Raw genomic sequence first — 22,376 nt, 5'->3', positions numbered from 1 at the left:
TACAGTAGAACAGTAAAATAAATCCATTGATAATGTACGCTACTATTGCAGTATTATACAATTAGTATTAATGATAAGGGAGATTGTAAGACTTTGAAAAGAGTATTAACCTTAACATTAGCCGTGGCCATCGTTGCCGGTGGCTATATGTTTGAGGCTAATGGGGCGGGAGAACAACCTTCTAAACAGGCACCATCTATATCTGAGATAAATATATATACGCCAAAAGAGCTTAATGCACGTCAGAAAGACTTGGTTGAAATTGGCCGCTATACTGCGTCTGGTGATCAAGGTGCATTAAAGAGTGTAATTGCATCTGCTATTGAGCGAGGCACGTTGACGCCACAAGAGGTGAGTATTGCCATTCGTCAACTTTACTCTGCTGCTGGCTTGAAACAAATGAATGCTGCTTTAGCTACATTTGATCAATTACGTGATGAACGCCCTGAGTTTGGCGATGAGTACGAAAAATTGGTACCAAAGCAAACAGGACTTAGTGCTTTATTGGGGAATGGCACTAATGGGGCACCTTTAACAAAGCCGAAAGCTGAGGAAGCAAAAGAGGGGGTTCAATATAATACGTTCCGTATGAAAAAACCAAAACCTCAAAATCGTAATCGTTCACGTCTAGGTAAATTGGACCGTGAATTGGTCGCTGCGGCAGCATTAGGTACTCGAGTTGGTAAAAATAATCTTTTCACTGCAGCTGAGAAGAGTTTATCTGAACTTGGCCTAAGTCAATATCAAATTGAAAATTTAGAAGCTATGATTTTCCAATAAAATGTAGACCTATTTCTTCGGAAGTAGGTCTTTTTTTATAAGAAGTGCTTTTATAGTCGCAGTGATTCGTATTAAATACATAGAATGTAATTGACGTTTAATGTCCCCTTTTCTATAATTAATAAGATAGGTATATGACCTGTAATAATACATATAAACAAATATAAATATATTATTAAAAATAGATGTAAGGAGAAAGTATGCGCCTTCGTAGAAAACCATGGATTGATGAAGCTATCCACGAATATGACTCTCATATTATTTTGTCTGGCCAAGAAGCGTATAAAGGCAAGTGGTGTGAATTATTTGAACATCCTGAGTACCCATTATATATGGAACTAGGAACGGGGAAAGGTCGCTTTATTGCGGGGATGTCTGAAGCGTATCCAAATGCTAACTTCGTAGGTTTTGAAGTGCAGCTGGGGGTTATTTATTATGCAGCACAAAAAATCTTTGAAGGGGAGCGGAACAATGCAAAGGTATCTTTATTTGATATCGCAGGTATTGAAGAGATAGTAGCACCAGGTGAAGTTGATCGTTTCTATATTAACTTCTGTGATCCCTGGCCTAAGGCGAAACATGCAAAACGCCGCCTTACATATCACACATTCCTCGACCGTTATGCTCGTCTTTTGAAAGATGGTGGTGAAGTCCACTTCAAGACGGATAATGAAGGATTGTTTATGTTTTCTCTCGAAGAATTCAAAGAATGCGGTTGGGAGCTTAAAAATGTAACGTATGATTTACATAGTACGGATCTTCCAAATGTAAAGACTGAATATGAAGAAAAATTTAGTGAAAAAGGTCAACCTATTTTCCGCTTAGAAGCAATTAAGCCAAAAGTACAAAAGGAGGCTTAACATGGAAACACCGAATAAGGGGGATAGTCGGTGGGGCTCACTCTTTAAAAATGACTTACAAGGTATGCTCTTACCTATTCTTCTCATTACAATTATAGGTAGTGTAAATATCTTTAGTGCTACTTATATCAGCTCTATCTATGAAAATACAGGATTATTAGGCTACTTTTTAAAGCACATGACATTCTTGCTTTTGTCTATGGCGGTAGGCGTTATTTTGTATCGTTATGATTACCGTCAGTTACAGAAGCCTCACATGTTGCAAAGAATTATGATTGTTACATTAATTGGTATGATTTTGGTTCTTGTGATTGGTGCTGTCATTAATGGTGCGCGTCGTTGGATTGTTATTGGTCCTGTATCGATTCAACCTTCAGAATTTGCGAAATTAGCGGCCTTGATATGGACAGCAGCTAAATTGAGTACTATGCGAAAATGGGGAAAACCAAGGCATATTAACCCTCTCATTAATTTACAAGGTTATTTTAGTGAACGTATAAGTTATATGTTGCCGATGTTAATATGGCCAACTATATTTGCAGGGTTAACAATCTTGCAACCAGATATGGGCACTACCGTATTGATTTTTGGCTTTTCATTTGTGCTCATCTATTTAGCGGGTTTTGATGGAAAATTCTTCGGCGGAGCTTTTGCGATAGCTGGATTTCTTGGCTTTATTGCAGCTCGTATGTCGCCATATCGTTGGGAACGTATTCAATCTTGGTTTGATCCTTGGCCTCATGCACAGGATATGGGGTATCAAACCGTTCAAGGCTTGTTGGCTGTAGGTTCTGGTGGCATTTTAGGCGAAGGCTTTATGCAAGGTACATCAAAGTATTTTTACTTACCAGAAGCACATACGGACTTTGCTTTTGCTGTATGGGCGCAAGAAATGGGCTTCATTGGTGCAGTGTTTGTTGTCGTTCTGATTGCAGCTTTTACCTATTTTGGGTTCCGCATTTCTAATAAGGCTCGTGATGAATTCGGGAAATGGTTAGCAATGGGAATAACATTGCTTATCAGTGGTCAGGCCTTGTTTAACATCGCCATGGTATGTGGTATCATGCCTGTAACAGGGGTACCATTACCGTTTGTTAGTTATGGCGGCTCTTCATTATTGATGAATTTCATGGCTATCGGTTTATTAGCGAGCATAGGTCGTCGCAATGTAGAAGGGGTAAAACCAGTTGGTACAGCTGAACCATTACCATCTTTGCGTGAAGAAACACAAAGTCGTTTCAAGCCTGCCGCTCCAAAGCGTACTAATAAGACAAATATGCCTGGACCGTTTAAACCACAGCCTTCTAAAAAGTCGACTCGTAGACAGACTAAATTTGAACGTTAATATCTAACTTATGTATCATAAGATGAATCTGTTTGTGTAAATTCATAGAGTATATTTAAGGACTGTACTATATGAACTTAGCATCGTTATATTGTGTGTGAGGAGAAACGATGAAAGATTATATTGATATTCAAGAACGCCCATCATGGGGCCGAATGTTACCACTTAGTTTTCAACATTTATTTGCCATGTTTGGCTCTACTGTATTAGTACCGTATTTATTAAAAGTAGACCCAGCAACGGCATTGTTTATGAATGGTATTGGTACATTATTGTACTTATTTGTGTGTAAGGGCAAGATCCCTGCATATCTTGGTTCTAGCTTTGCCTTTATTGCGCCTGTAGCAGGTGTGTTATCTGCAGGTCTTGGTTATGAATCTGCAAAAGGGGCCTTCGTTGTATTTGGTCTATCTTTTGTTATTTTATCTATTCTCGTTCGTTATATTGGTACGCGTTGGATTGATAAATTATTCCCACCAGCTGCTATGGGTGCTATCGTAGCTATTATCGGCTTAGAATTAGCGCCAGTAGCGATGAGTATGTCTGGCCTTATCGGCAATCAAGATTTAGGCATGAGCCATAGCCAAGCTGTTATTATCTCCATGTTTTCCTTAGTTGTTACCTTGCTTGGAACTGTTGTGTTCCGTGGTTTCTTAGCTGTTATTCCTGTTCTTATTGGTGTTGTCTCTGGTTATGTATTGTCTGCTGTGATGGGAGTTGTTGACTTCTCTGGTGTAGAAGCTGCTCCTTGGCTTTCATTGCCTCAGTTCTACGGCATGCCTGTATTTGATATCAATGCAATTATCATGATTATGCCAGCACTATTTGTAGTATTTGCTGAGCACGTTGGTCACTTGGTTGTAACTAGTAACATCGTTGCCAGAGACTTGATGAAAGAGCCTGGTCTACAAAGATCCTTGCTTGGTGATGGCCTTGCAAATATTCTTTCTGGTTTCTTTGGTGCGACACCAAATACGACGTATGGTGAAAACATCGGCGTACTTGCAATTACTCGTTGCTTCAGCGTATGGGTAATCGGTGGTGCTGCAGTTTTAGCGATGATTGTGTCCTTTGTAGGTAAAGTAGCAGCTCTTATTCATGCTATTCCGGTACCTGTTATGGGTGGTGTATCTATTTTATTGTTCGGTATCATCGCAGCATCTGGCTTGCGTATGCTTGTAGAACGTAAAGTAGACTACACAAATCCTGTTAATATGATTCTTACATCCGTTATCCTTGTGGTAGGTCTTAGCGGTGCAGAACTCGCAGTTGGTCCTGTTGTATTAAAAGGGATGGGTCTTGCCACTGTAGTAGGTATGGCTATGAGCATTAGCTTGTTAATCCTTCAAAAAACAGGCGTTGGCAATGACCAATTGAAAAAAACAGAAGTATAATATCATGGCTCTTTAAAATCTTGGAATATAACCTTGAGATCATAAAGTAAATTGATTTGTACTCAGTATAATAAACGACTACTGAATCAGGTTGTACCTGCGCAAGTAGTCGTTTTTATTTAGTGTCTTTATAATTTATCCTCAATATTGTATAATGAACATATCAGTTGTATAAAATTAATTTAAGAGAGGAGGCCCTATGGAGTTTTTGATATGGATGGCTATCGGCGTTGCCTTGATGGCGGTAGAACTCGTAGTACCAGGCGGTATTTTAGGTCTTATCGGTTATTGCGCATTCCTGTGGGGCGTTTATGTAGCTCTTGGGGAAGGCACAGTAGCATTGTATGCCGTGCTAGGATTAACAGCCTTGTTAATTGTCATTATCATCGTGTTCTTTAATCACTTTGAAAAGACTTGGATAGGCAAATTGTTTACCTTAGGGCAACGATCTACGACAAAAGCTGGTTATGTATCTAATGATGTATTAGAAGATTTGGCTGGCAAGGAAGGCGTAGCTCATACAACACTGCGCCCTGCAGGTATTGCTAAAATTAATGGTAATTTGGTAGATGTTGTAACCGAAGGTGACTTCATCGATGCCGGTTCACCTATTGTGGTGCTTCGCGTTGTAGGTGGCCGCAATATTGTTAGAAAGCGTGATTAAGCTTTCACAACATCGTTGTAAATAATGGAGGTTATTATGGATGTAGGTATTTTAATTTTGATTCCCATTTTGCTGATTGGTATTATGGTATTCTTATATGTTGTGCCATTAGGACTTTGGGTATCTGCTCTAGCAGCGGGCGTTAACGTTGGTATCTTTACACTTGTAGGCATGCGCTTACGTCGTGTAAATCCATCTCAAATCGTAATGCCTTTGATTAAAGCTAATAAAGCAGGTCTTGATGTGAATGTAAATCAGTTGGAAGCTCATTACCTCGCAGGTGGTGACGTTGACCGCGTTGTAGATGCTTTGATTGCCGCTGAACGGGCATCTATTCCGTTGACCTTTGAACGTTCCGCAGCTATCGACCTCGCCGGTCGTGATGTATTGGAAGCGGTTCAAATGTCCGTTAATCCTAAAGTGATTGAAACTCCAATTATTTCTGCGGTAGCAAAAAATGGTATTGAATTGAAAGTTCGTGCTCGTGTTACTGTACGTGCGAATATCGATCGCCTCGTTGGGGGTGCTGGTGAAGCCACAATTATTGCCCGTGTAGGTGAAGGTATCGTAACGACTGTAGGTTCCTCTGAAGAACATACAGATGTATTGGAAAATCCAGATCACATTTCCCGTACTGTATTGGGTAAAGGCCTTGATGCGGGTACTGCATTCGAAATCTTGTCCATCGATATCGCTGACGTAGACGTGGGACGTAACATTGGCGCTCAATTGCAAACTGACCAAGCGGAAGCGGATAAGAAAATCGCTCAAGCTCGTGCGGAAGAACGTCGTGCAATGGCTGTTGCTACAGAACAAGAAATGCGTGCTAAAACACAAGACATGCAAGCTAAGGTTGTGGAAGCACAAGCTGAAGTCCCTAAAGCATTGGCAGAAGCTTTCAGAAATGGTAATCTTGGCGTTATGGATTACTACAATATGAACAATATTATTGCAGACACTAAAATGCGTGAAAACTTAGCAGATGGTGAATAGGAGTAGCTATGGACTCTATTTTGTATTCAGTGCTATCCATCTTTTCGCATAATCCAATCTTTGTTTTAGGTATCATAGCGTACATTGCTTTTTCCATTATAAAAAATAAGAATACTGAAGAGTCTGAAGAGTATGATGAGTATGAAAGCTCTGGTGGCGGAACTTGGGAAGATATGGAGCGCGAATATGGCATCTCCATAGAACGCAAGGTAGATGAACCGTCTATGGATGATTTGTCTAAGGTTGATGACTTTTATCGGGACTCTTATGAAGATAAACCGATTGTAAATCAGCAACCAGAAGCACCATCGAAAACTATGGAGGACATACATTTCAATGAAGAGGCTGCAGCAGCTCAACGAGATATTGAAGCCTTATCAATGAAAAGTTCCAGTAGCAATCCGAGTTATACTACCAGTAAGACTCGCTTAGATAGAGAAGCTGTTACGGGGCCGACCTTAAGTGAAAGACTAGCTGAGTTTAAACGAGATAAAGCAGCTAAAGAGGGGCAAGTTCTTATTGAAAATGTAGGCATTACAACTGCGCCTACTGCTCTAGCTGCGACTTCAACTCGCGGTCGTAAATCTAATCATGCTTTAAAAGAGGGCATGAAATGGTCCATCATTTTAAGTAAACCTAAAGCTCTTGAACGTAGATACCGTTAATGAAGTAATCTATTTATAAGTGTATAAACTAATTATGGTTTTATTGGAACATAAATAATAATGGATTGTGCACTGATGTGGTATAGCAACCATACTGTCACATATCATAATGTGGGGCATATAATTACATATTGAAAGAGGTTCCTATTGGTCACCTATGTGACTATTAGGAACCTCTTTTTTATTGTTTTTTCTTAGTGAAACTTTCACAATAATAGGGGAAGGAGTTCGTTTATAAGGAAGGGCAAAATTATGTATCGAAATGTGCGTGTTATACCAAAACAGCTGTTGCAGCAATTATATATAGAGAAACAATGGAGCGTTCGCGATGTGGCGGATTATTTCCAATGTAGTGTTGATACCATCATGCGCCGTATGAAAGCGTACGATATCGAACGGAGGCCTCTGAAGAAAGAAATCAATATGGTCCATGTACAAGCTTTGTATGAGACCGGTAAGTGGTCGCTCCATTCATTAGCAAAGCGTTATGATGTGTCTATTACGACGATGGCAAATCGCTTGAAGGAATATGGATTGGCTTGTCAGCAATCAAATAAAAACGTATCTATAGATGTAGTACGTATATGTAGGGCTTATAAAAGTGGAAATAGTACAGATGCCATTGCTCGTATGTATGGTATATCGCGATGGAAAGTTCACCATGTATTGCGGCATATGGGGAATTGCTTACTTCCTAAAGTTCGAAAGCCTATGCGCGTAGAGGAGATGGCTTATTTATATATTCATCATCACATGAGTACAGATGACATTGGACTGGCTTATGGGATACGTGGTTCTACAGTGGCAATGTATTTGCGAGAGCAAGGTATAGAAATAAGGGCAAATACTCTTGATCTAGACGAAAATAAGATTAAAAAACTCCGTGCACAAGGTTATGGAGTTGCAAAGATTGCACAGGTGATGGGATGCTCTACCTCTGCTGTGCGAAAGCGTCTAGCTATGAAAAAATATATCTCTCCTTGATGTAGTGTGGTAGATACTATATACTTAAATTTATACAATGATGGGAGGAATATTATGCTCGAAATTATATCTGCTTTAACACCGTTTTTATTACTGGGCTTAGTGGCTGCTGGCTTATCTCGCCTTTCTGGGGTAGCCTTATCAATGGTTGTAGTACCAACCTTATTGATTTGGGGTGCCACTGCGGTTGACGTAATCGCTTTTATGTTGCTCTTTGTGGTGTACAACAACTTCACTATGGAAACACAAGATATTCGTTTAGATTATAAAGATCTTGTCTTATTCCCTAAATGGCGCTTGTGCATTCCCTTTATTTTGAGTTTGGTAAGCGCCTTCTTTGTTCCTGCTGCAGGCATTGCTGTTTTTATGGCTTGCTTTGTTTTAGAGCTATTGGCTACTGTGTATAAACGCATTCCTGAAAATAAACGGCCTCGTTTACAGCGCGTAATAGTGGCATCGATTTTGAGTGCCATTGTAACAGCTGTAGGTGCTTATATAGGCCCTAAAATTCCTAGTGAATTCTACTTTGTCTGTGTAGGCTTAGCCATTTTAATCGTTACGGACTTTGCATGGTATGCCGGCAAGCATAGAGATGCTTTTAGAAGCGCATGGGATAGCATTTGGGCTGGTTTTAATATATTCTTAGGCATGTTTGGCGTAGAGGCTTCATATTATCCAGCTGCACTAACGCGATCCATTCCAAATCCAATGGATCGCATGTTGCCTATGGTTACTGTAGTAGGTGGCTATGCAGGCCTTATGGTAGTATTCGGCTTTTATAACATTTTTTCTATACCGTCTTTGATTACAGCTATTGGTGCTGCTATAGGGATACGCCTCTTTGGTATGTATGAATTTCCTCGGAATGGCAGTTTCTCTTATTTGGCAATCGGTTTTGCCGTGGCTGCTGTAATTTGCTTGTATCTCGTATCTCCGACACCAGTTGGTTTTGATCATATTAATACCTTAGTTTCTCAACCAATTGGCCAATAATAATAGATAATGTAAGTCTATTGATATATTTTGATAAGTTCTTTAGTTGCTTTCACCTAGGAGCTAATTGGATTATAATGTGTGATATATCTCATATATTGTATTGAAAATTAAGTTCATATTAGAATGTGAAAGGAGTTGATGCTATATGGCAGAAACAATTGAAACAAGACCATTCCCTCCATTCTTACCAAAGAAGGCAACAGTCATGATGATGGGCACATTTCCTCCAGAACAATCAAAACGTGCTATGGAATTCCATTATCCAAATTTCCAAAATGATATGTGGCGTGTTTTTGGCCTCGTATTCTTTGATGAAAAGGATCATTTTAGAAATGGTGAGGAAAAAGCGATGGATCCTGAGAAGATTAAAGTCTTTTTGTCTGAAGCTGGAATTGCATCTTGTCCTACTGTTTTGAAAGCTATTCGCGAAAAAGGGAATGCATCTGATGCATTTCTTAAGGTCGTTGAACCAGTTCCACTTGCGGACGTACTGGAGCAAATCCCTGACTGTAAGCATATTGGTACAACAGGCGGCAAGGCTACGGAGATTTTATTGAGCCTTTTACCAGAAAAGGTTAAATTACCTAAAACTGGTGAAACAATTCCTTTTGTATTTAATGGTCGGGAATTGACATTGACACGTTTGCCATCTACATCACGTGCCTATCCGTTGAGCCTACCGAAAAAGGCTGAAGCGTACAAGAATTTCTTCAAAGCTTGTGGTCTAAAAACAAAATAAATATTTAAAGTAGCACCTTTAATAGTTGGCTTTGAGTCTTTTGGTCTCATCTGTCGCTATTGAAGGTGTTTTTATATCGTAAAAATATATAAAATATTAAAATGGAAATTAATGCATATTTATTGTGAATATATAGTTTGTTATAAATAAAATTGATGAGATATATAATATTTTAATTCTTGCTTTTTATAATGAGAGGTTTATAATTAACCGTTGTCGCAAACTGGTTGACAATAATTTAAAAAATGGAGTTGATAATATGGATAAGGCTAAGGAGGCCTTGTGGACAAAATCCTTTGTCCTTGATACTTTGATTAATTTCTTAGTATTTTTAATTTATTATTTATTAATCGTTATTATTGCGGTTGTAGCAAAAGATAATCTTCATGCTACGGCTAGTCAAGCGGGACTTGCTGTTGGTATATATATTATTGGCACCGTTGTAGCCCGTTTGTTGGCAGGACGGTTTATCAGTATCCTAGGGTGTCGCAAGATGCTCTATTTAGGGTTATTGATTTACTTGATTTCAACGGCTATGTATTTCTACACACCTAATTTACTAATGCTTGATAGTGTTCGTTTCTTAAATGGTTTTGCTTATGGTATTACATCTACTGCTACAAGTACTATCATAGCTGCTATTATTCCTACGTCACGCCGTGGGGAAGGGATTAACTATTATGGCTTATCTACCTCTCTCGCCGCTGCAGTAGGGCCATTCTTAGGTATCTTGATGCTTCATAGTCTTGGTTATGATTTTATCATCGCATTCTGTGTTGCACTTATCATCCTTTGCGGTATTGGCTCTGTCATCATGAAATTTAATGAACCTAAACTTGGTATTGAATCTGAAGCACATAAGGGCATTAGAATCTCGGACTACATTGAACCACGGATGAATTCAATCAGTCTTGTTTCCATTCTAGTCGGTTTTGCCTACTCTGGTGTTATTGGCTTTATGGCAGCCTACACAAAAGACCTAGATCTTATTATGGCAGGGACATTCTTCTTTGTTGTATATGCTGTAGTTATTACTATAACAAGACCATTGCTTGGTATTGTATTTGATATGAAGGGTGAAAACTTCGTTCTTTATCCTTGTTTTGTATCCTTAGCACTTGGTATTTTCTTATTATCCATCGCCCACTCTACATGGCTTGTGCTTTTATCGGCTGTGTTTGTTGGCCTTGGATATGGTACATTTATGTCCAACGGACAAGCTGTTACTGTTAAAATAGTACCTGTTCATCGTATTGGTGTTGCCACATCCACATACTTTATTGCCTTGGACATGGGGCTAGGCTTTGGCCCCTATATTTTAGGCGCTGTTAAAGAGGTTGTAGGTTATACTAGTATGTTCCATGTAACTGTTGTTGTGGCGCTGCTTGCACTAGTTGCTTATTATTTATTATATGGTCGTTATGTGGGGACTGAAAGAGATCTTTCTTTAAAAGCTCGCGCTGAAGAGGAAGAAATTAGAAATCGTAAGCGTAATAATAAGCTTGCGTAATATGTAAATTAAAAGGACTATACGATCCTAGGCTCGTATAGTCCTTTTTGTTATCTACTACTGCTTTGCTAATGCTATTATTTTTCAATATTTACAATATTAACGATAACTTCAACAGCTTTTTTCATATCATCGATACATGCGAATTCATGACGGCCATGTAGGTTTTCTACACCTGTAAAAATATTTGGTGTAGGAATGCCCATGAAGGAGATTTTGGATCCATCTGTGCCACCGCGAATAGGATCACAAATAGGTGTAATCCCAGCTTTTTCCATAGCTGCTTTGGCTACATTTACACATTCCATATTATCTTTGATAACATCATACATGTTGTAGTATTGGTCTTTTACAGATACTTCACATACTTCACGACCATATATTTCGTTCAATGTTTGACCTGCTTGTAAGAAGAATGCTTTTTTTGCTTCGAACAGTTCCTTGTCATGGTCGCGGATAATGTAGTTCATTTTACCGGTATCTACTTGTGTTTCCATGCTCATGAGCATAAAGAAACCTTGGCGCCCACAGGTATGCTCAGGAACAGCTGCTCCTGGCAATAAAGCGTCAAATTGCATAGCTAGTTTAGCACAGTTGATCATAATGCCCTTGGCTGTGCCTGTGTGAACAGAAACGCCTTTCAGGGTAACGGTACCGCCAGCTGCATTAAAGGTTTCGTATTCAAGTTGGCCCAGACTTTCACCATCAATAGTGTAAGCATAGTCTACAGGGAATTGTTTAACATCGAAGTGGTCTGCACCAGTACCAATTTCTTCGTCTGGACCGAAAGCACACATGATTTTACCATGTTTGATTTCTGGATGAGCTACGAGGTAGGTGAGTGCTTCCATGATTTCACAGATACCAGCCTTGTCGTCACCACCGAGGAGTGTTAAACCGTCGGTTACAACTAAGGACTTGCCAATGTAATTTTTTAGATTTGGAAAGTCGGCACGTCGGGTGAAGATTTGGTGTTCTTTATTGAGGCAAATATCACTACCATCATAGTTTTCTACGATACGAGGTTTAATATTTTCTGCATTATAATCAGCTGTATCCATATGGGCAATGAAGCCGATGGAAGGAGCTTTCTCATCAGTGTTAGCATGTAATGTGCCGATGACAAAACCATTTTCACGATTATAAATAACCTCATCTAAACCTATTGCCTTTAAATCGGGAACGAGCACATTCGTAGCAAAGTCTACTTGAGTTTGAGTACTAGGAATGGTTGTACTTTCCTCATTAGACCGTGTATTTATGCTCGTATAGCGTACAAAACGTTCGACCATTGATTCCATAATGAAGCCTCCTCGTAAGTAAACATACGTGTTATACAGGGCAGTATACGATACCGTTACATAATAGAGATTCTTAATATACTTTCATTGTAGAACAGGGACGCCAAAAATGCAAAATAATTATTTATAGGGGGTGTGTTGTTTTATTCGCATAGTGCATAGAAAACCATTGAACCATGTGTAGTACCGTGTTAGTATAAAGGTGAATAGTTATACGTTTGTACTTTTTCTGTGAGGAGGTTTTACTATGTCGGACGAGGTTCGTTCCATTCCACCCATAGAACCGGTGTTAGATCCTAAGAAAGATTACGTAGAGATTAACTCATATGTAGTCTTCTGGGGCTTGTTCTATGCGGCAGTTTTCACACTGGCTGTTGGCTATTTATGTTTGAAAATCGGTCAAACAGTAGATGCCTTTGCGCCAGTATCTGTACTTGCTATGGGTACAGCAGTTATTTTAAAGCGGCAAAATGCTTTTGCCGAAACGGTACACATTCAAGCTATCGCTAGTTCTAGTACGAACACATTAGCAGGGGCTATGTTCTTCTTGCCAGCTCTTTACATCTGGAATGTAACAGATGTATCCTTTGTACAAATGGCGATTCCTATCATTCTTGGCGGCGTTTTAGGTGTTTTATTATGCGTTATGTTCCGTCGCTATTTCGTTGAGGAAATGCACTATGTGTATCCGTTCCCAAGTGGTCGTGCTGCAGCGGAAGTATTGATGAGTAATGAGGGGAGCAAAGCAAAACTTATGCTTGGCTCTGGTTTAATTGCTCTCGTGTATGACTTTATTCTTAATAGTTTAGGGTGGTGGCAAGAGGTTATTCGCACTGCTACCTTTAAGTGGGGGGCAGCCCTTGCAGATCAAACTAAGCTAACCGCAGCGGTAGATACTGATGCAGCATTGCTTGGCCTTGGTTATTTCACGGGCCTTCGCTATGCGGCTATCATTGCAGCCGGTTCCTTCTTCTCTTGGTTTGTATGTATTCCGATTGTGTACTATTTAGCGCCTGAACATATCATGCAAATTGGCGGCCATGCAGTTCCATTAGGGGAGGCCCCAATTCGTAAGGTATTCCTTGATTATGTTCGTCATATTGGTATCGGCATGCTCGCTATGGCAGGCATCATCGGTCTAATTACAATGTCTAAAGTGGTAGCAAATGTTGTTAAAAATGCAGTGCTTGACATCTTTAGTTCTAAAACTGTAGATGTTAATTTGCTTCGTACACAACGTGACGTACCTACATCTTGGATTGGTGCTGGCATCTTGTTATGTACAGTTTTATTTGCAGCATATTTCCATTTTATGTATGCTGAAAGCTTCGGACAAACAATTGTAGCGTTCTTAATCGTTCTTATTATGTCCTTCCTATTGTCTGTAGTGGGGGTTAGCTCCATCGCTTATACAGGTACAGAACCAGTTTCAGGTATGACAATCTTTATGATTATCATCTCCGCTGTATGCTTAACCGCAGCAGGTATGACTGGTAAGGTCGGTATGATTGCAGTCCTCATGATGGCATCCTTTATCGGTACTACTATTGGGATGGCTGGTAACTTTATGTCTGAGCTTAAGGTGGCACATATGACAGGTGCTACACCTAAGAAAATGGAACAATGGCAAATCGTTGGTACTATTCTTTGTGCCGTACTTTCTGTAGGTGTTATGATTCTTTTGAACGATGCTTATGGATTTGTAGGAGATCATGCATTAAATGCACCTCAAGCGAACGCTATGGCTGCCATCATTGAGCCAATGATGACTGGTGGTAGTGCTCAATGGCCTCTATACATGGCTGGCGCATTATTTGCAATCATCTTGTGGATGGTAAGAGTTCCACCGTTGGCATTTGCCTTGGGTACATATTTGCCAATGGAAATTAATACACCATTACTTATCGGAGGTTTGATTGCGTATCTTGTACAAAATAGTACAAAAGACAAAGAATTGGCAGATCTTCGCTTCTCCAAAGGTAGTACAATTGCCTCTGGTCTCGTAGCTGGTGGTGCTATTGGCTCCTTGTTCAGTGCGGTGCTTCGCATTGCAGGTGTTGATGTATTTGCTCAAGCTTGGGTAGAAACACCTGAAGCGACATACCTCAGTATCGTAATGTATTTATTACTCTGTACGTTCTTGTACAAGGTAGCTATGTATATAAAAGCTAAACATGCTAAATAAATTACATACTATATATCCTAAATGAATTGAATAGCTTATTTATTCTATAAATAACCAGGGATCCTCCATTTTGGAGATGACCGCCTTTATCAAGTTTCATCTATGCTTGGTAAAGGCGGTCTTTTTATATACTTAGGAATGTTATTTTCGATATAGCTAAAAACTATATCAATTCAATACCTATTGGTATAGTTGGATTTATTGACCCGTACTATATCGAATGTTATCATAAAACTATAATACCTTTAGAGGTATTATTTTTATTATGCTCATAAGTGTAAGTATAGATATATTAGTTGATTAAGAAGAACTCTGTTTCTAGATAGAACAGAGAGAAGTAAGGATAATAATATGAAATTTAAGAAAATAGCAGCTCTATTAGGGGCTTTCACCATTGCTAGTAGTTTATTAATCGCAGGCTGTGGTAATGCAGGTAATAGTCAGAAGGCATGGCGCGTAGGTACTGATGCGACCTATGCACCATTTGGTTTTAAAGACAAAGATAGTGGTAAATTAGCTGGATTTGATATTGATATTATCAATGCGATTGCAAACGAAGAGGGCATAGAAGCAGATATTCAAAATCTAAACTTTGATGCGCTTTTACCAGCATTACAAAGTAATACCATCGACATCGCTATTTCGGATATGACTATTTCTGAAGAACGAGCAAAATCCGTTGACTTTAGTAAACCGTACTATATTGCAGGTAATGGTCTCGTTGTGAACATTGATAACACCAATATTAATAGTTTTAAGGATCTAGAAGGTAAACGCATTGGTGTATCCATCGGTTCTACTGGTGCAGAGATTGCTAGCAAGATTCCCAATGCTGATGTACGTCAGTTTAATATCATTGTTGATGCGTTCTTAGAATTGCAAAATAAAGGCGTCGATGTAGTTATCAATGATACGCCAGTAAACGAATATTATGTTAATGGTAAGGGCAAAGGTATCGCAAAGGTTACTGGAGAGGACTATGATGCGGCACCACTAGGTATTGCTGTGAAAAAAGGTAATACAGAGTTGCTTAACAAAATCAATGATGGTTTGGCAAAGATCAAAGCAAACGGTAAATATGCAGAAATTTATAAGAAATGGTTTGGTAAGGAGCCTCCAGCAGAGGTATTAAAATAGTTTGTAGATAGTACCAGAATGTATTATTTGATATAATATGCTAGGTAAGCCTCGTGTTATATGAGGTATGTATAGAATGGGTGATATGATGGCTAAACGAAGTGCATTTTTAGATATTATTAAGGAAAAGGGAGCCCTCGTCTTAGATGGAGCTTTAGGGACCGAATTAGAGCGTTATGGCTGTGATATTCAACATAAGTTGTGGTCTGCTAAGGTTCTCATGGATCAGCCAGATATCATCAAGAAAATACATATTTCTTATTTAGCTGCGGGTGCCGATATCATTCAAAGCTCTGGCTATCAAGCGACAGTAGCAGGCTTTAAAGGTTTAGGTTATGGAACGGAAGAAGCGATAGAGCTCGTTAAACTATCTGTTCGTTTAGCCGTGCAAGCTCGTAATGAGTTTTTAGAAGCAAAGGCGAGTGGGGCACTTACATTGCGTGGAATTACGCTTGGTGAAGAGACTCCTAAGGGAATTAGATATTTTTCTGAAGGTGCGTTACCTAAACCGTTGGTGGCAGCTTCTGTAGGTCCTTATGGCGCTTTCTTGGCGGATGGCTCTGAATACCGTGGTTATCCTGATGTGCAAACAGAATATCTAGAGATATTCCATATTCCACGGCTAGCATTGTTCTGCGAAGAGCATCCAGATATATTATCCTTTGAAACCATACCGTCTTATGCTGAAGCGATTGCTATTGCGAGAGCTATGTCTGATCCGTTTACATCAAAAGGTATTCCCGGGTGGATTTCTTTTTCCTGTAAGGATGGGCATCATGTTTCTAGTGGCGAAACCATTATTAAATGTGCACAAATGATCGACAAGGTACATCCTATTACGGGGATTGGCATTAATTGTACTAAACCGGAATATGTAGAATCATTGATAAAAGATATTCGTACTGTTACAGATAAACCGATTGCTGTATATCCTAATCTTGGTGAAAGCTATGATAGTAAAACTAAAACTTGGTATGGCGATGCTGCATCATTTGTAGACTACGTTGAGGTATGGCGAAAAGCTGGAGCTGAAATCATTGGTGGCTGTTGTAGAACAACACCTGAAATTATCGGTGATATTGCAAAGAAAATTCATAACTAATATAGTTTGATATACAAAAAGCTATTCGAGTATAATTCGAATAGCTTTTTCTTTATATGCAAATAAAAAAAGCAGTGCGAAAGCACTGCTTTTACTATGGCGGAGAGACAGGGATTTGAACCCTGGGTACGGGATAACCGCACACATGATTTCCAATCATGCTCCTTCAGCCGCTCGGACACCTCTCCATGTATTCTGTTGTGTAACAGGTACTTGTATAGTATATGAAAAAGTTAGATTTATGTCAAGCAAAAAATAGTAGAATTATTGCATATTTACAAGGCTTTTAAAATATAGTATTTGATCTCAATAAATGGATATAAACCAAAAATCATAGCTTGGTTTTAGGCGTATAAAATCTGGTATATAAAAAGAAAAGCCGCCTAAATAGGCGGCTCTTGTATTAGAATACGTCTTTAATTTCAGCAGCTTCAATGGATGCTTTGATATCGTCTGCCATTTTTTCAATTAATGGAAGATCTTCTTCTTTCAAAGAGGATTTGATATCTAGTGGTTCGGAAACGATTTCAATGTCTTTGAAGTCATTTTCGAAATGGGAAACCATTGTTTTCATCGCAGCGGAAGCCCAAGAGTGGTTACCGATGATGGAAACCTTATGGTTTTGGAAGTTAAGGGCTTTTAATTCATGGATAAAGTTTTCCATAGTAAGGTATAGATTCAAGTTATATGTAGGTGCGATAGTTACCAAGTTAGTATATTTCCAAGCATCGGAGATGATGTAGGAAGCATTAGTTTTGGAAACATCGTAAATTCTGATATCTGTAACGCCACGTTTGGAGAGTTGTTTAGCCAATTGTTGAGCAATAGCACGAGTATTGCCGTACATGGAACCAAAAGCGATAACAACACCTTTTTTCTCAGCTGTATAGCTGGACCAATGTAAGTATTTGTGTGTGATATATTGGATAGATTCAGGGGTGCGCCAGATTGGACCATGAAGTGGAGCAATGCGTTTAATATCAAGGCTAGAAATTTTGCGAAGCGCATTTTGTACTTGTGGTCCGTATTTACCAACGATATTTGTATAGTAACGGCGAGCTTCTTCTTCGTATGTAGCTACGAAATCGGTTTGGTCAGCAAAGATATTACCATTAACTGTACCGAATGTACCAAAAGCATCTGCAGAGAACAATGTGCCTGTAGATTTTTCGTATGTACAAGTTACTTCAGGCCAGTGAACCATAGGCATAGTGTAAGAAACCAAAGTATGTTTACCTAAACAGATTTCATCGCCTTCTTTAATTTGATGGTATTGTTCTGGTTTTGGAGTGTTATAGAATTGCTCAAACATGCGGAATGTTGTAGCATTACCTACCATTTTACAATTTGGATACCGTTCCAATGTTTCTAATAATGTTTGGCAATGATCAGGCTCCATATGGTTTACGACGATGTAATCAAGTTCACGATCATTTAAGAGGTGAGTCAAGTTGTCGAAGTACTCTTCACGAATTTCAGCATCTACAGAGTCTACCACACAAGTTTTTTCATCGTCGATGAAATAGCTGTTATAGCTAACACCATTTGGAATAGGAAATAAGTTTTCGAAACGTTCTGTTGTCCAGTCATTACTACCAATCCAGTAGATATTATGAGTCATTTTCTGAGCACAATGCATAATAAAATCCTTTCTTAACCCACACTAGGTATGTATAGCTTTACATGAGAACTCATGTCTGTAAATATAGTATCAATTTATAATACTAATATTTTCGAAAAAAATCAATATTGAAAAAGCCTACTTGAAGAAGTAGGCTTTCACATGAAAGTTCATAGTGACCAATTATTTGAAGTATTTTACACCAGATGTAAAGATTGGCATTTCTAATTGGCCAGGAATATTTTTGCTGATGCCTGCACCACAGCGTTCGGAGTGTGCCATTTTGCCGAATACGCGACCATCAGGGCTATAAATACCTTCGATAGCAGCTACAGACTGGTTAGGATTGAAGCGACTATCCATGGAGGCGATACCATCAAAGTCTACATATTGTGTAGCAATTTGGCCAGTTTTATTGAACTCTAACACTTGTTGAGGAGAAGCTATAAAGCGACCTTCGCCGTGAGAAATTGGTACCGTGTAAATTTCACCTGCCTTGGCATCACTCATCCAAGGGGATTTTGTAGAAATAACTTTCGTATTGACCATGCGAGACAAGTGACGACCAATCGTGTTGTATGTCAATGTAGGATGATCTGCAGTTAACGTTTCAATATGTCCACCAGGTAATAAGCCTAACTTGATGAGCGCTTGGAAGCCGTTACAAATACCTAATACAAGGCCATCTTGTTTGTACAAGAGGTTTTCTAAACCTTCTGCAAGGTATGGGTTGCGGAAGAGAGTGGCTATGAATTTACCAGAACCATCTGGCTCATCACCGGCACTGAAACCTCCTGGGAACATAAGAATTTGAGACTCTGCTAATTTAGCTTTGATTACGTCGATAGATTCTTTTAATTGTTCTGAAGTTTGGTTGCGGATAAGCACGATATCTGTTTCTGCACCAGCCCGTTCAAAGGCGCGAGCAGAGTCAAATTCACAGTTTGTGCCAGGGAATACTGGAATAAGAACTTTTGGTTTGGCACCTAGGGAGGCGCTGCGAGGTTTAGCGTGTTGATCATGAATGTAAGCGACTGCTTCACCAAAGCCGTTTGGTGCATGCATAGGGAAAATATCGTTTAGAGGTGCTTCATAAGCAGCTTGTATTTCTTTGAGAGAAACAGATTGTCCTTCCCATTCGATAACAGGGGTGGCTTGGGTTACACCGATAACTTTCACATCAGGTAATTCTAAAAGATAATTAACAGCCGTAATATCTACTTCAACGATGAAGGAACCAAGAGCTGGTTGGAAGATACCACGTTCAGCGTATTTATCGAATTTAACACCAATATTGTTGCCAAGGGCCATTTTAGTGACTGCTTCAGGAATGCCGCCTTGATCAACTACATAGGCAGAGTAAACGCGACCTTTTTCAATTTGTTCTTGTAGTGTATCGCAGTTTTCTTTGAATCGATCCCAATCAGGGGTGTCATCGTATGTACGAGGTACATCGAAGAATACGAGGCGGTGATCCACGCCTTTAAGGTCTTGGCTCACGATATTATCTACATGAGCTGTACCAACCGCAAAGGATACGAGGGTAGGGGGAACGGTAAGATCCATAAATGTACCGCTCATAGAGTCCTTGCCGCCGATAGCGCCGATTTCAAGTTCTTTTTGTGCTTTATAAGCACCAAGTAAAGCTGCTACTGGCTTACCCCAAGATTCTTTAGAGTTGAGGCGTTCAAAATATTCTTGTAATGTTAAGTATGCGTCTTCTCGGCGACCGCCAAGAGCTACTAATTTTGCTACAGATAAAAGTACTGCATATTGCGCACCATGATAAGGGCTCCATGCAGATAACTCAGGCACAAAACCATGAGTCATAATACTAGCCGTTGTAGTTTCACCGTTTAGAACCGGTAATTTAGCAACCATGCCTTGGGTAGGCGTTTTTTGGAATTTGCCACCGAATGGCATGAGGACTGTATTGGCGCCCACAGTGCTGTCAAAGCGTTCTGCTAAGCCTTGTTGGGATGCTGCATTTAAATCGGATACGGCTGCGAGCCATTTTTCCTTGAAGTTATCTGCACTAGCTGAACCACGTAAGAAGTAGGATCGATCTGTAGGAGCTTTTACGATAGCTTCTTGTTGTTGATTGGCACCATTTGTATTTAAAAAGTCGCGGCTAATATCTACAATTGCTTCGCCATTCCAGTTCATAACAAGGCGATTTGTATCAGTTACCTCTGCCACAACTGTACACTCCAAGTTTTCTTCGTCGCAGTATGCTTTGAATGCCTCTACATCAGAAGCATCGATGACACAGGCCATGCGCTCTTGGGATTCAGAGATGGCTAACTCTGTACCATCGAGGCCAGCATATTTTTTAGGGACTAAGTCGAGATTGATTGATACACCATCAGTTAGTTCACCGATAGCGACAGATACACCACCTGCACCGAAGTCATTACAACGTTTGATAAGTGTCGTTACTTCGCCACGACGGAATAAACGTTGGATTTTGCGCTCTGTAAGAGCATTGCCTTTTTGGACTTCTGCACCGCATGTGGATAGAGATTCAACGGTATGTTCTTTAGAGGAACCTGTAGCGCCACCACAGCCATCACGGCCAGTTTTACCACCTAGCAATACTACCACATCGCCTGCAACTGGTACCTCACGGCGAACTTGGTTGCGAGGTGCAGCACCGATAACTGCGCCGATTTCCATGCGCTTTGCTACGTAGCCAGGATGGTAATATTCTTTTACTTCACCTGTAGCAAGGCCGATTTGGTTGCCGTAAGAGGAGTAACCACGAGCTGCTTCTTGGGTAATCTTTCTTTGTGGTAATTTGCCTTCCAATGTATCTTCAAGTCTTGTATGTGGATCGCCAGAGCCTGTGATGCGCATAGCTTGGTATACATAGGCGCGACCGCTCAATGGGTCGCGAATGCAACCACCTAAGCAGGTAGCTGCGCCACCAAATGGCTCGATTTCAGTAGGGTGGTTATGGGTTTCGTTTTTGAATAGTAACAACCATTCTTCAGTCTTGCCATTTACATCGACAGGGACGATGATTGTACATGCATTGATTTCATCAGATTCATCGAGATTTGTAAGTCCTCCAGCGTGGCGCAATTCTTTTACAGCCAATGTAGCCATGTCCATGAGGGAGCGAGCTTTTTTCTTAGTCGTGTAGAGCTCAGCACGGCCTTCCATATATTCTTCGAGGGCTTCCTTTATAGAGCCTGTAAAGCGACTGTCTTCAATAGTGATATCCGTCAATTCTGTCATAAAGGTAGTGTGACGGCAGTGGTCAGACCAATATGTATCAAAGAGGCGAATTTCTGTAATCGTAGGATCGCGGTGCTCCACCTCTGCGTATTGTTGTCTAATCATTTGAAGGTCTGCCAATGTCATAGCAAGGCTATAGTTCTTGATGAGAGCTTCTAAATCATCATCGCTCATCGTAGTAAATCCATCGATTGTTGCCACCGGTTTTGGATCTTCTAAATCGAGAGCTAAGGTGTTTGGCACGTCAAGGCTCGCTTCGCGGGAATCAACAGGGTTAATGTAGTAGGCCTTGATGGTATTTTCTTGTTCTTTTGTAAAGGTGCCTTCGATAGCATATACGCGAGCACAACGCACGATGTGGCCGGATGTGAGGGTGAGCATAGAAATACATTGCTCTGCACTATCAGCACGTTGATCGTATTGACCTGGCACATATTCAACAGCAAATACAAAGCCTTGTACATTTGGAATTTTTTCTAATACAGTATCTACAGGAGGTTCAGAAAAAATTAAATTTTTAGCAGACTCTAGATCTTTTGCATCTAAATTTTCGATGTCGTATCGCTCATAGATAGTCACAGCTGTAGCAGGCATAGATAATTCCTGTTGTAAGGTTTGTAACATGCGTTGCGCTTCTAGGTTGAAAGATTCTCGTTTTGTTACGAATAATCGTTGTATAGCCATTGTAGCCTCCTGTAATGTATATAATTCCCTATGGGATATTGACAAATTAAGTATAGTCGGTCTAGACTTATAAGTAAAGATAATCTTACTAATGAAAAGATTAGAAATACTAATAAATATGAAAAGTTCATGAAGGTCATAAGACCTAACTTTCATGAAGATTTCTACATATTCAT

At 39.8% G+C, this 22,376-nt stretch carries 17 protein-coding genes and 1 tRNA gene; 14 read left to right on the top strand and 4 right to left on the bottom strand.

Translation table 11 applies throughout. The features are described 5' to 3' along the window. Positions 1–93 precede the first annotated feature (93 nt). From KHY58_RS04790 to KHY58_RS04740, 11 genes are all read left to right on the top strand, one after another. Positions 94–780, top strand: a complete 687-nt coding sequence (locus KHY58_RS04790) for a carboxymuconolactone decarboxylase family protein (protein WP_004697971.1) — start codon at positions 94–96, stop codon at positions 778–780. Positions 781–980: 200 nt separating this feature from the next. After that, complete coding sequence (gene trmB / locus KHY58_RS04785) at positions 981–1,640, top strand: tRNA (guanosine(46)-N7)-methyltransferase TrmB (protein ID WP_004697974.1); 660 nt, start codon at positions 981–983, stop codon at positions 1,638–1,640. Between the two features lies 1 nt (position 1,641). Next, entirely contained in the window at positions 1,642–2,985 is a 1,344-nt protein-coding gene (locus tag KHY58_RS04780; protein ID WP_012863914.1) for an FtsW/RodA/SpoVE family cell cycle protein, read from the top strand. Positions 2,986–3,095: 110 nt separating this feature from the next. Then, positions 3,096–4,379: a uracil permease gene (gene uraA, locus KHY58_RS04775; RefSeq protein ID WP_156697143.1), complete on the top strand. Its 1,284-nt coding sequence runs from the start codon at positions 3,096–3,098 to the stop codon at positions 4,377–4,379. A 199-nt stretch (positions 4,380–4,578) separates the two neighbouring features. Further along, the gene (locus KHY58_RS04770; protein ID WP_012863916.1) at positions 4,579–5,043 is read left to right on the top strand and encodes an NfeD family protein; all 465 of its coding nucleotides are present in this window, start codon (positions 4,579–4,581) and stop codon (positions 5,041–5,043) included. A gap of 36 nt (positions 5,044–5,079) precedes the next feature. Then, positions 5,080–6,036 (top strand): flotillin-like protein FloA, encoded by a 957-nt coding sequence (floA, locus tag KHY58_RS04765; protein WP_004693762.1) that lies wholly within the window; start codon positions 5,080–5,082, stop codon positions 6,034–6,036. Positions 6,037–6,044: 8 nt separating this feature from the next. Next, complete coding sequence (locus tag KHY58_RS04760) at positions 6,045–6,701, top strand: hypothetical protein (protein ID WP_278472320.1); 657 nt, start codon at positions 6,045–6,047, stop codon at positions 6,699–6,701. 252 nt (positions 6,702–6,953) lie between these two features. Further along, entirely contained in the window at positions 6,954–7,685 is a 732-nt protein-coding gene (locus KHY58_RS04755; RefSeq protein ID WP_008602843.1) for a sortase, read from the top strand. A 54-nt stretch (positions 7,686–7,739) separates the two neighbouring features. Then, positions 7,740–8,678, top strand: coding sequence for a hypothetical protein (locus tag KHY58_RS04750; RefSeq protein WP_119562267.1), 939 nt, complete (start codon positions 7,740–7,742; stop codon positions 8,676–8,678). Positions 8,679–8,826: 148 nt separating this feature from the next. Then, the gene (locus tag KHY58_RS04745; protein ID WP_021147758.1) at positions 8,827–9,420 is read left to right on the top strand and encodes a G/U mismatch DNA glycosylase; all 594 of its coding nucleotides are present in this window, start codon (positions 8,827–8,829) and stop codon (positions 9,418–9,420) included. A gap of 223 nt (positions 9,421–9,643) precedes the next feature. Beyond that, the gene (locus tag KHY58_RS04740) at positions 9,644–10,930 is read left to right on the top strand and encodes an MFS transporter (protein ID WP_155086384.1); all 1,287 of its coding nucleotides are present in this window, start codon (positions 9,644–9,646) and stop codon (positions 10,928–10,930) included. 77 nt (positions 10,931–11,007) lie between these two features. On the opposite strand, the gene pepT is transcribed toward KHY58_RS04740, so the two are convergent. After that, complete coding sequence (gene pepT / locus KHY58_RS04735; protein ID WP_205112880.1) at positions 11,008–12,231, bottom strand: peptidase T; 1,224 nt, start codon at positions 12,229–12,231, stop codon at positions 11,008–11,010. A 247-nt stretch (positions 12,232–12,478) separates the two neighbouring features. On the opposite strand from pepT, the gene KHY58_RS04730 reads away from it, so the two are divergent. The 3 genes from KHY58_RS04730 (at position 12,479) to mmuM (ending at position 16,655) form a co-directional block, all read left to right on the top strand. Continuing rightward, the gene (locus tag KHY58_RS04730; protein WP_278472317.1) at positions 12,479–14,416 is read left to right on the top strand and encodes an OPT family oligopeptide transporter; all 1,938 of its coding nucleotides are present in this window, start codon (positions 12,479–12,481) and stop codon (positions 14,414–14,416) included. A 351-nt stretch (positions 14,417–14,767) separates the two neighbouring features. Beyond that, a complete protein-coding gene (locus KHY58_RS04725; RefSeq protein ID WP_038125788.1) occupies positions 14,768–15,553 on the top strand; it encodes a basic amino acid ABC transporter substrate-binding protein in 786 nt (261 codons plus the stop codon). 76 nt (positions 15,554–15,629) lie between these two features. After that, the gene (mmuM, locus tag KHY58_RS04720) at positions 15,630–16,655 is read left to right on the top strand and encodes a homocysteine S-methyltransferase (RefSeq protein ID WP_341458540.1); all 1,026 of its coding nucleotides are present in this window, start codon (positions 15,630–15,632) and stop codon (positions 16,653–16,655) included. 97 nt (positions 16,656–16,752) lie between these two features. Here mmuM and KHY58_RS04715 read toward each other — a convergent pair. The 3 genes from KHY58_RS04715 to KHY58_RS04705 form a co-directional block, all read right to left on the bottom strand. After that, positions 16,753–16,843 (bottom strand) — tRNA-Ser (locus KHY58_RS04715). A gap of 215 nt (positions 16,844–17,058) precedes the next feature. Beyond that, complete coding sequence (locus tag KHY58_RS04710) at positions 17,059–18,294, bottom strand: FprA family A-type flavoprotein (protein ID WP_278472312.1); 1,236 nt, start codon at positions 18,292–18,294, stop codon at positions 17,059–17,061. A 165-nt stretch (positions 18,295–18,459) separates the two neighbouring features. Next, a complete protein-coding gene (locus KHY58_RS04705) occupies positions 18,460–22,200 on the bottom strand; it encodes a phosphoribosylformylglycinamidine synthase (RefSeq protein WP_118091016.1) in 3,741 nt (1,246 codons plus the stop codon). Positions 22,201–22,376 lie beyond the last annotated feature (176 nt).

Origin of the sequence: Veillonella parvula (assembly GCF_018366295.1) — a bacterium.
GTDB classification, from domain to species: domain Bacteria; phylum Bacillota; class Negativicutes; order Veillonellales; family Veillonellaceae; genus Veillonella; species Veillonella parvula_P.
The sequence above is the reverse complement of the archived record's forward strand: the minus strand, read 5'-3'. Positions and strand labels throughout refer to the sequence as shown.

Excerpts from the sequence above, each read along its gene's own strand:
- KHY58_RS04705 (WP_118091016.1), bottom strand. The coding sequence starts at position 22,200 with ATGGCTATACAACGATTATTCGTAACAAAACGAGAATCTTTCAACCTA.
- KHY58_RS04750 (WP_119562267.1), top strand. The coding sequence starts at position 7,740 with ATGCTCGAAATTATATCTGCTTTAACACCGTTTTTATTACTGGGCTTA.
- KHY58_RS04745 (WP_021147758.1), top strand. The coding sequence starts at position 8,827 with ATGGCAGAAACAATTGAAACAAGACCATTCCCTCCATTCTTACCAAAG.
- KHY58_RS04780 (WP_012863914.1), top strand. The coding sequence starts at position 1,642 with ATGGAAACACCGAATAAGGGGGATAGTCGGTGGGGCTCACTCTTTAAA.
- mmuM (WP_341458540.1), top strand. The coding sequence starts at position 15,630 with ATGGGTGATATGATGGCTAAACGAAGTGCATTTTTAGATATTATTAAG.
- KHY58_RS04760 (WP_278472320.1), top strand. The coding sequence starts at position 6,045 with ATGGACTCTATTTTGTATTCAGTGCTATCCATCTTTTCGCATAATCCA.
- floA (WP_004693762.1), top strand. The coding sequence starts at position 5,080 with ATGGATGTAGGTATTTTAATTTTGATTCCCATTTTGCTGATTGGTATT.
- trmB (WP_004697974.1), top strand. The coding sequence starts at position 981 with ATGCGCCTTCGTAGAAAACCATGGATTGATGAAGCTATCCACGAATAT.
- KHY58_RS04730 (WP_278472317.1), top strand. The coding sequence starts at position 12,479 with ATGTCGGACGAGGTTCGTTCCATTCCACCCATAGAACCGGTGTTAGAT.
- KHY58_RS04725 (WP_038125788.1), top strand. The coding sequence starts at position 14,768 with ATGAAATTTAAGAAAATAGCAGCTCTATTAGGGGCTTTCACCATTGCT.
- uraA (WP_156697143.1), top strand. The coding sequence starts at position 3,096 with ATGAAAGATTATATTGATATTCAAGAACGCCCATCATGGGGCCGAATG.
- KHY58_RS04770 (WP_012863916.1), top strand. The coding sequence starts at position 4,579 with ATGGAGTTTTTGATATGGATGGCTATCGGCGTTGCCTTGATGGCGGTA.
- pepT (WP_205112880.1), bottom strand. The coding sequence starts at position 12,231 with ATGGAATCAATGGTCGAACGTTTTGTACGCTATACGAGCATAAATACA.
- KHY58_RS04755 (WP_008602843.1), top strand. The coding sequence starts at position 6,954 with ATGTATCGAAATGTGCGTGTTATACCAAAACAGCTGTTGCAGCAATTA.
- KHY58_RS04710 (WP_278472312.1), bottom strand. The coding sequence starts at position 18,294 with ATGCATTGTGCTCAGAAAATGACTCATAATATCTACTGGATTGGTAGT.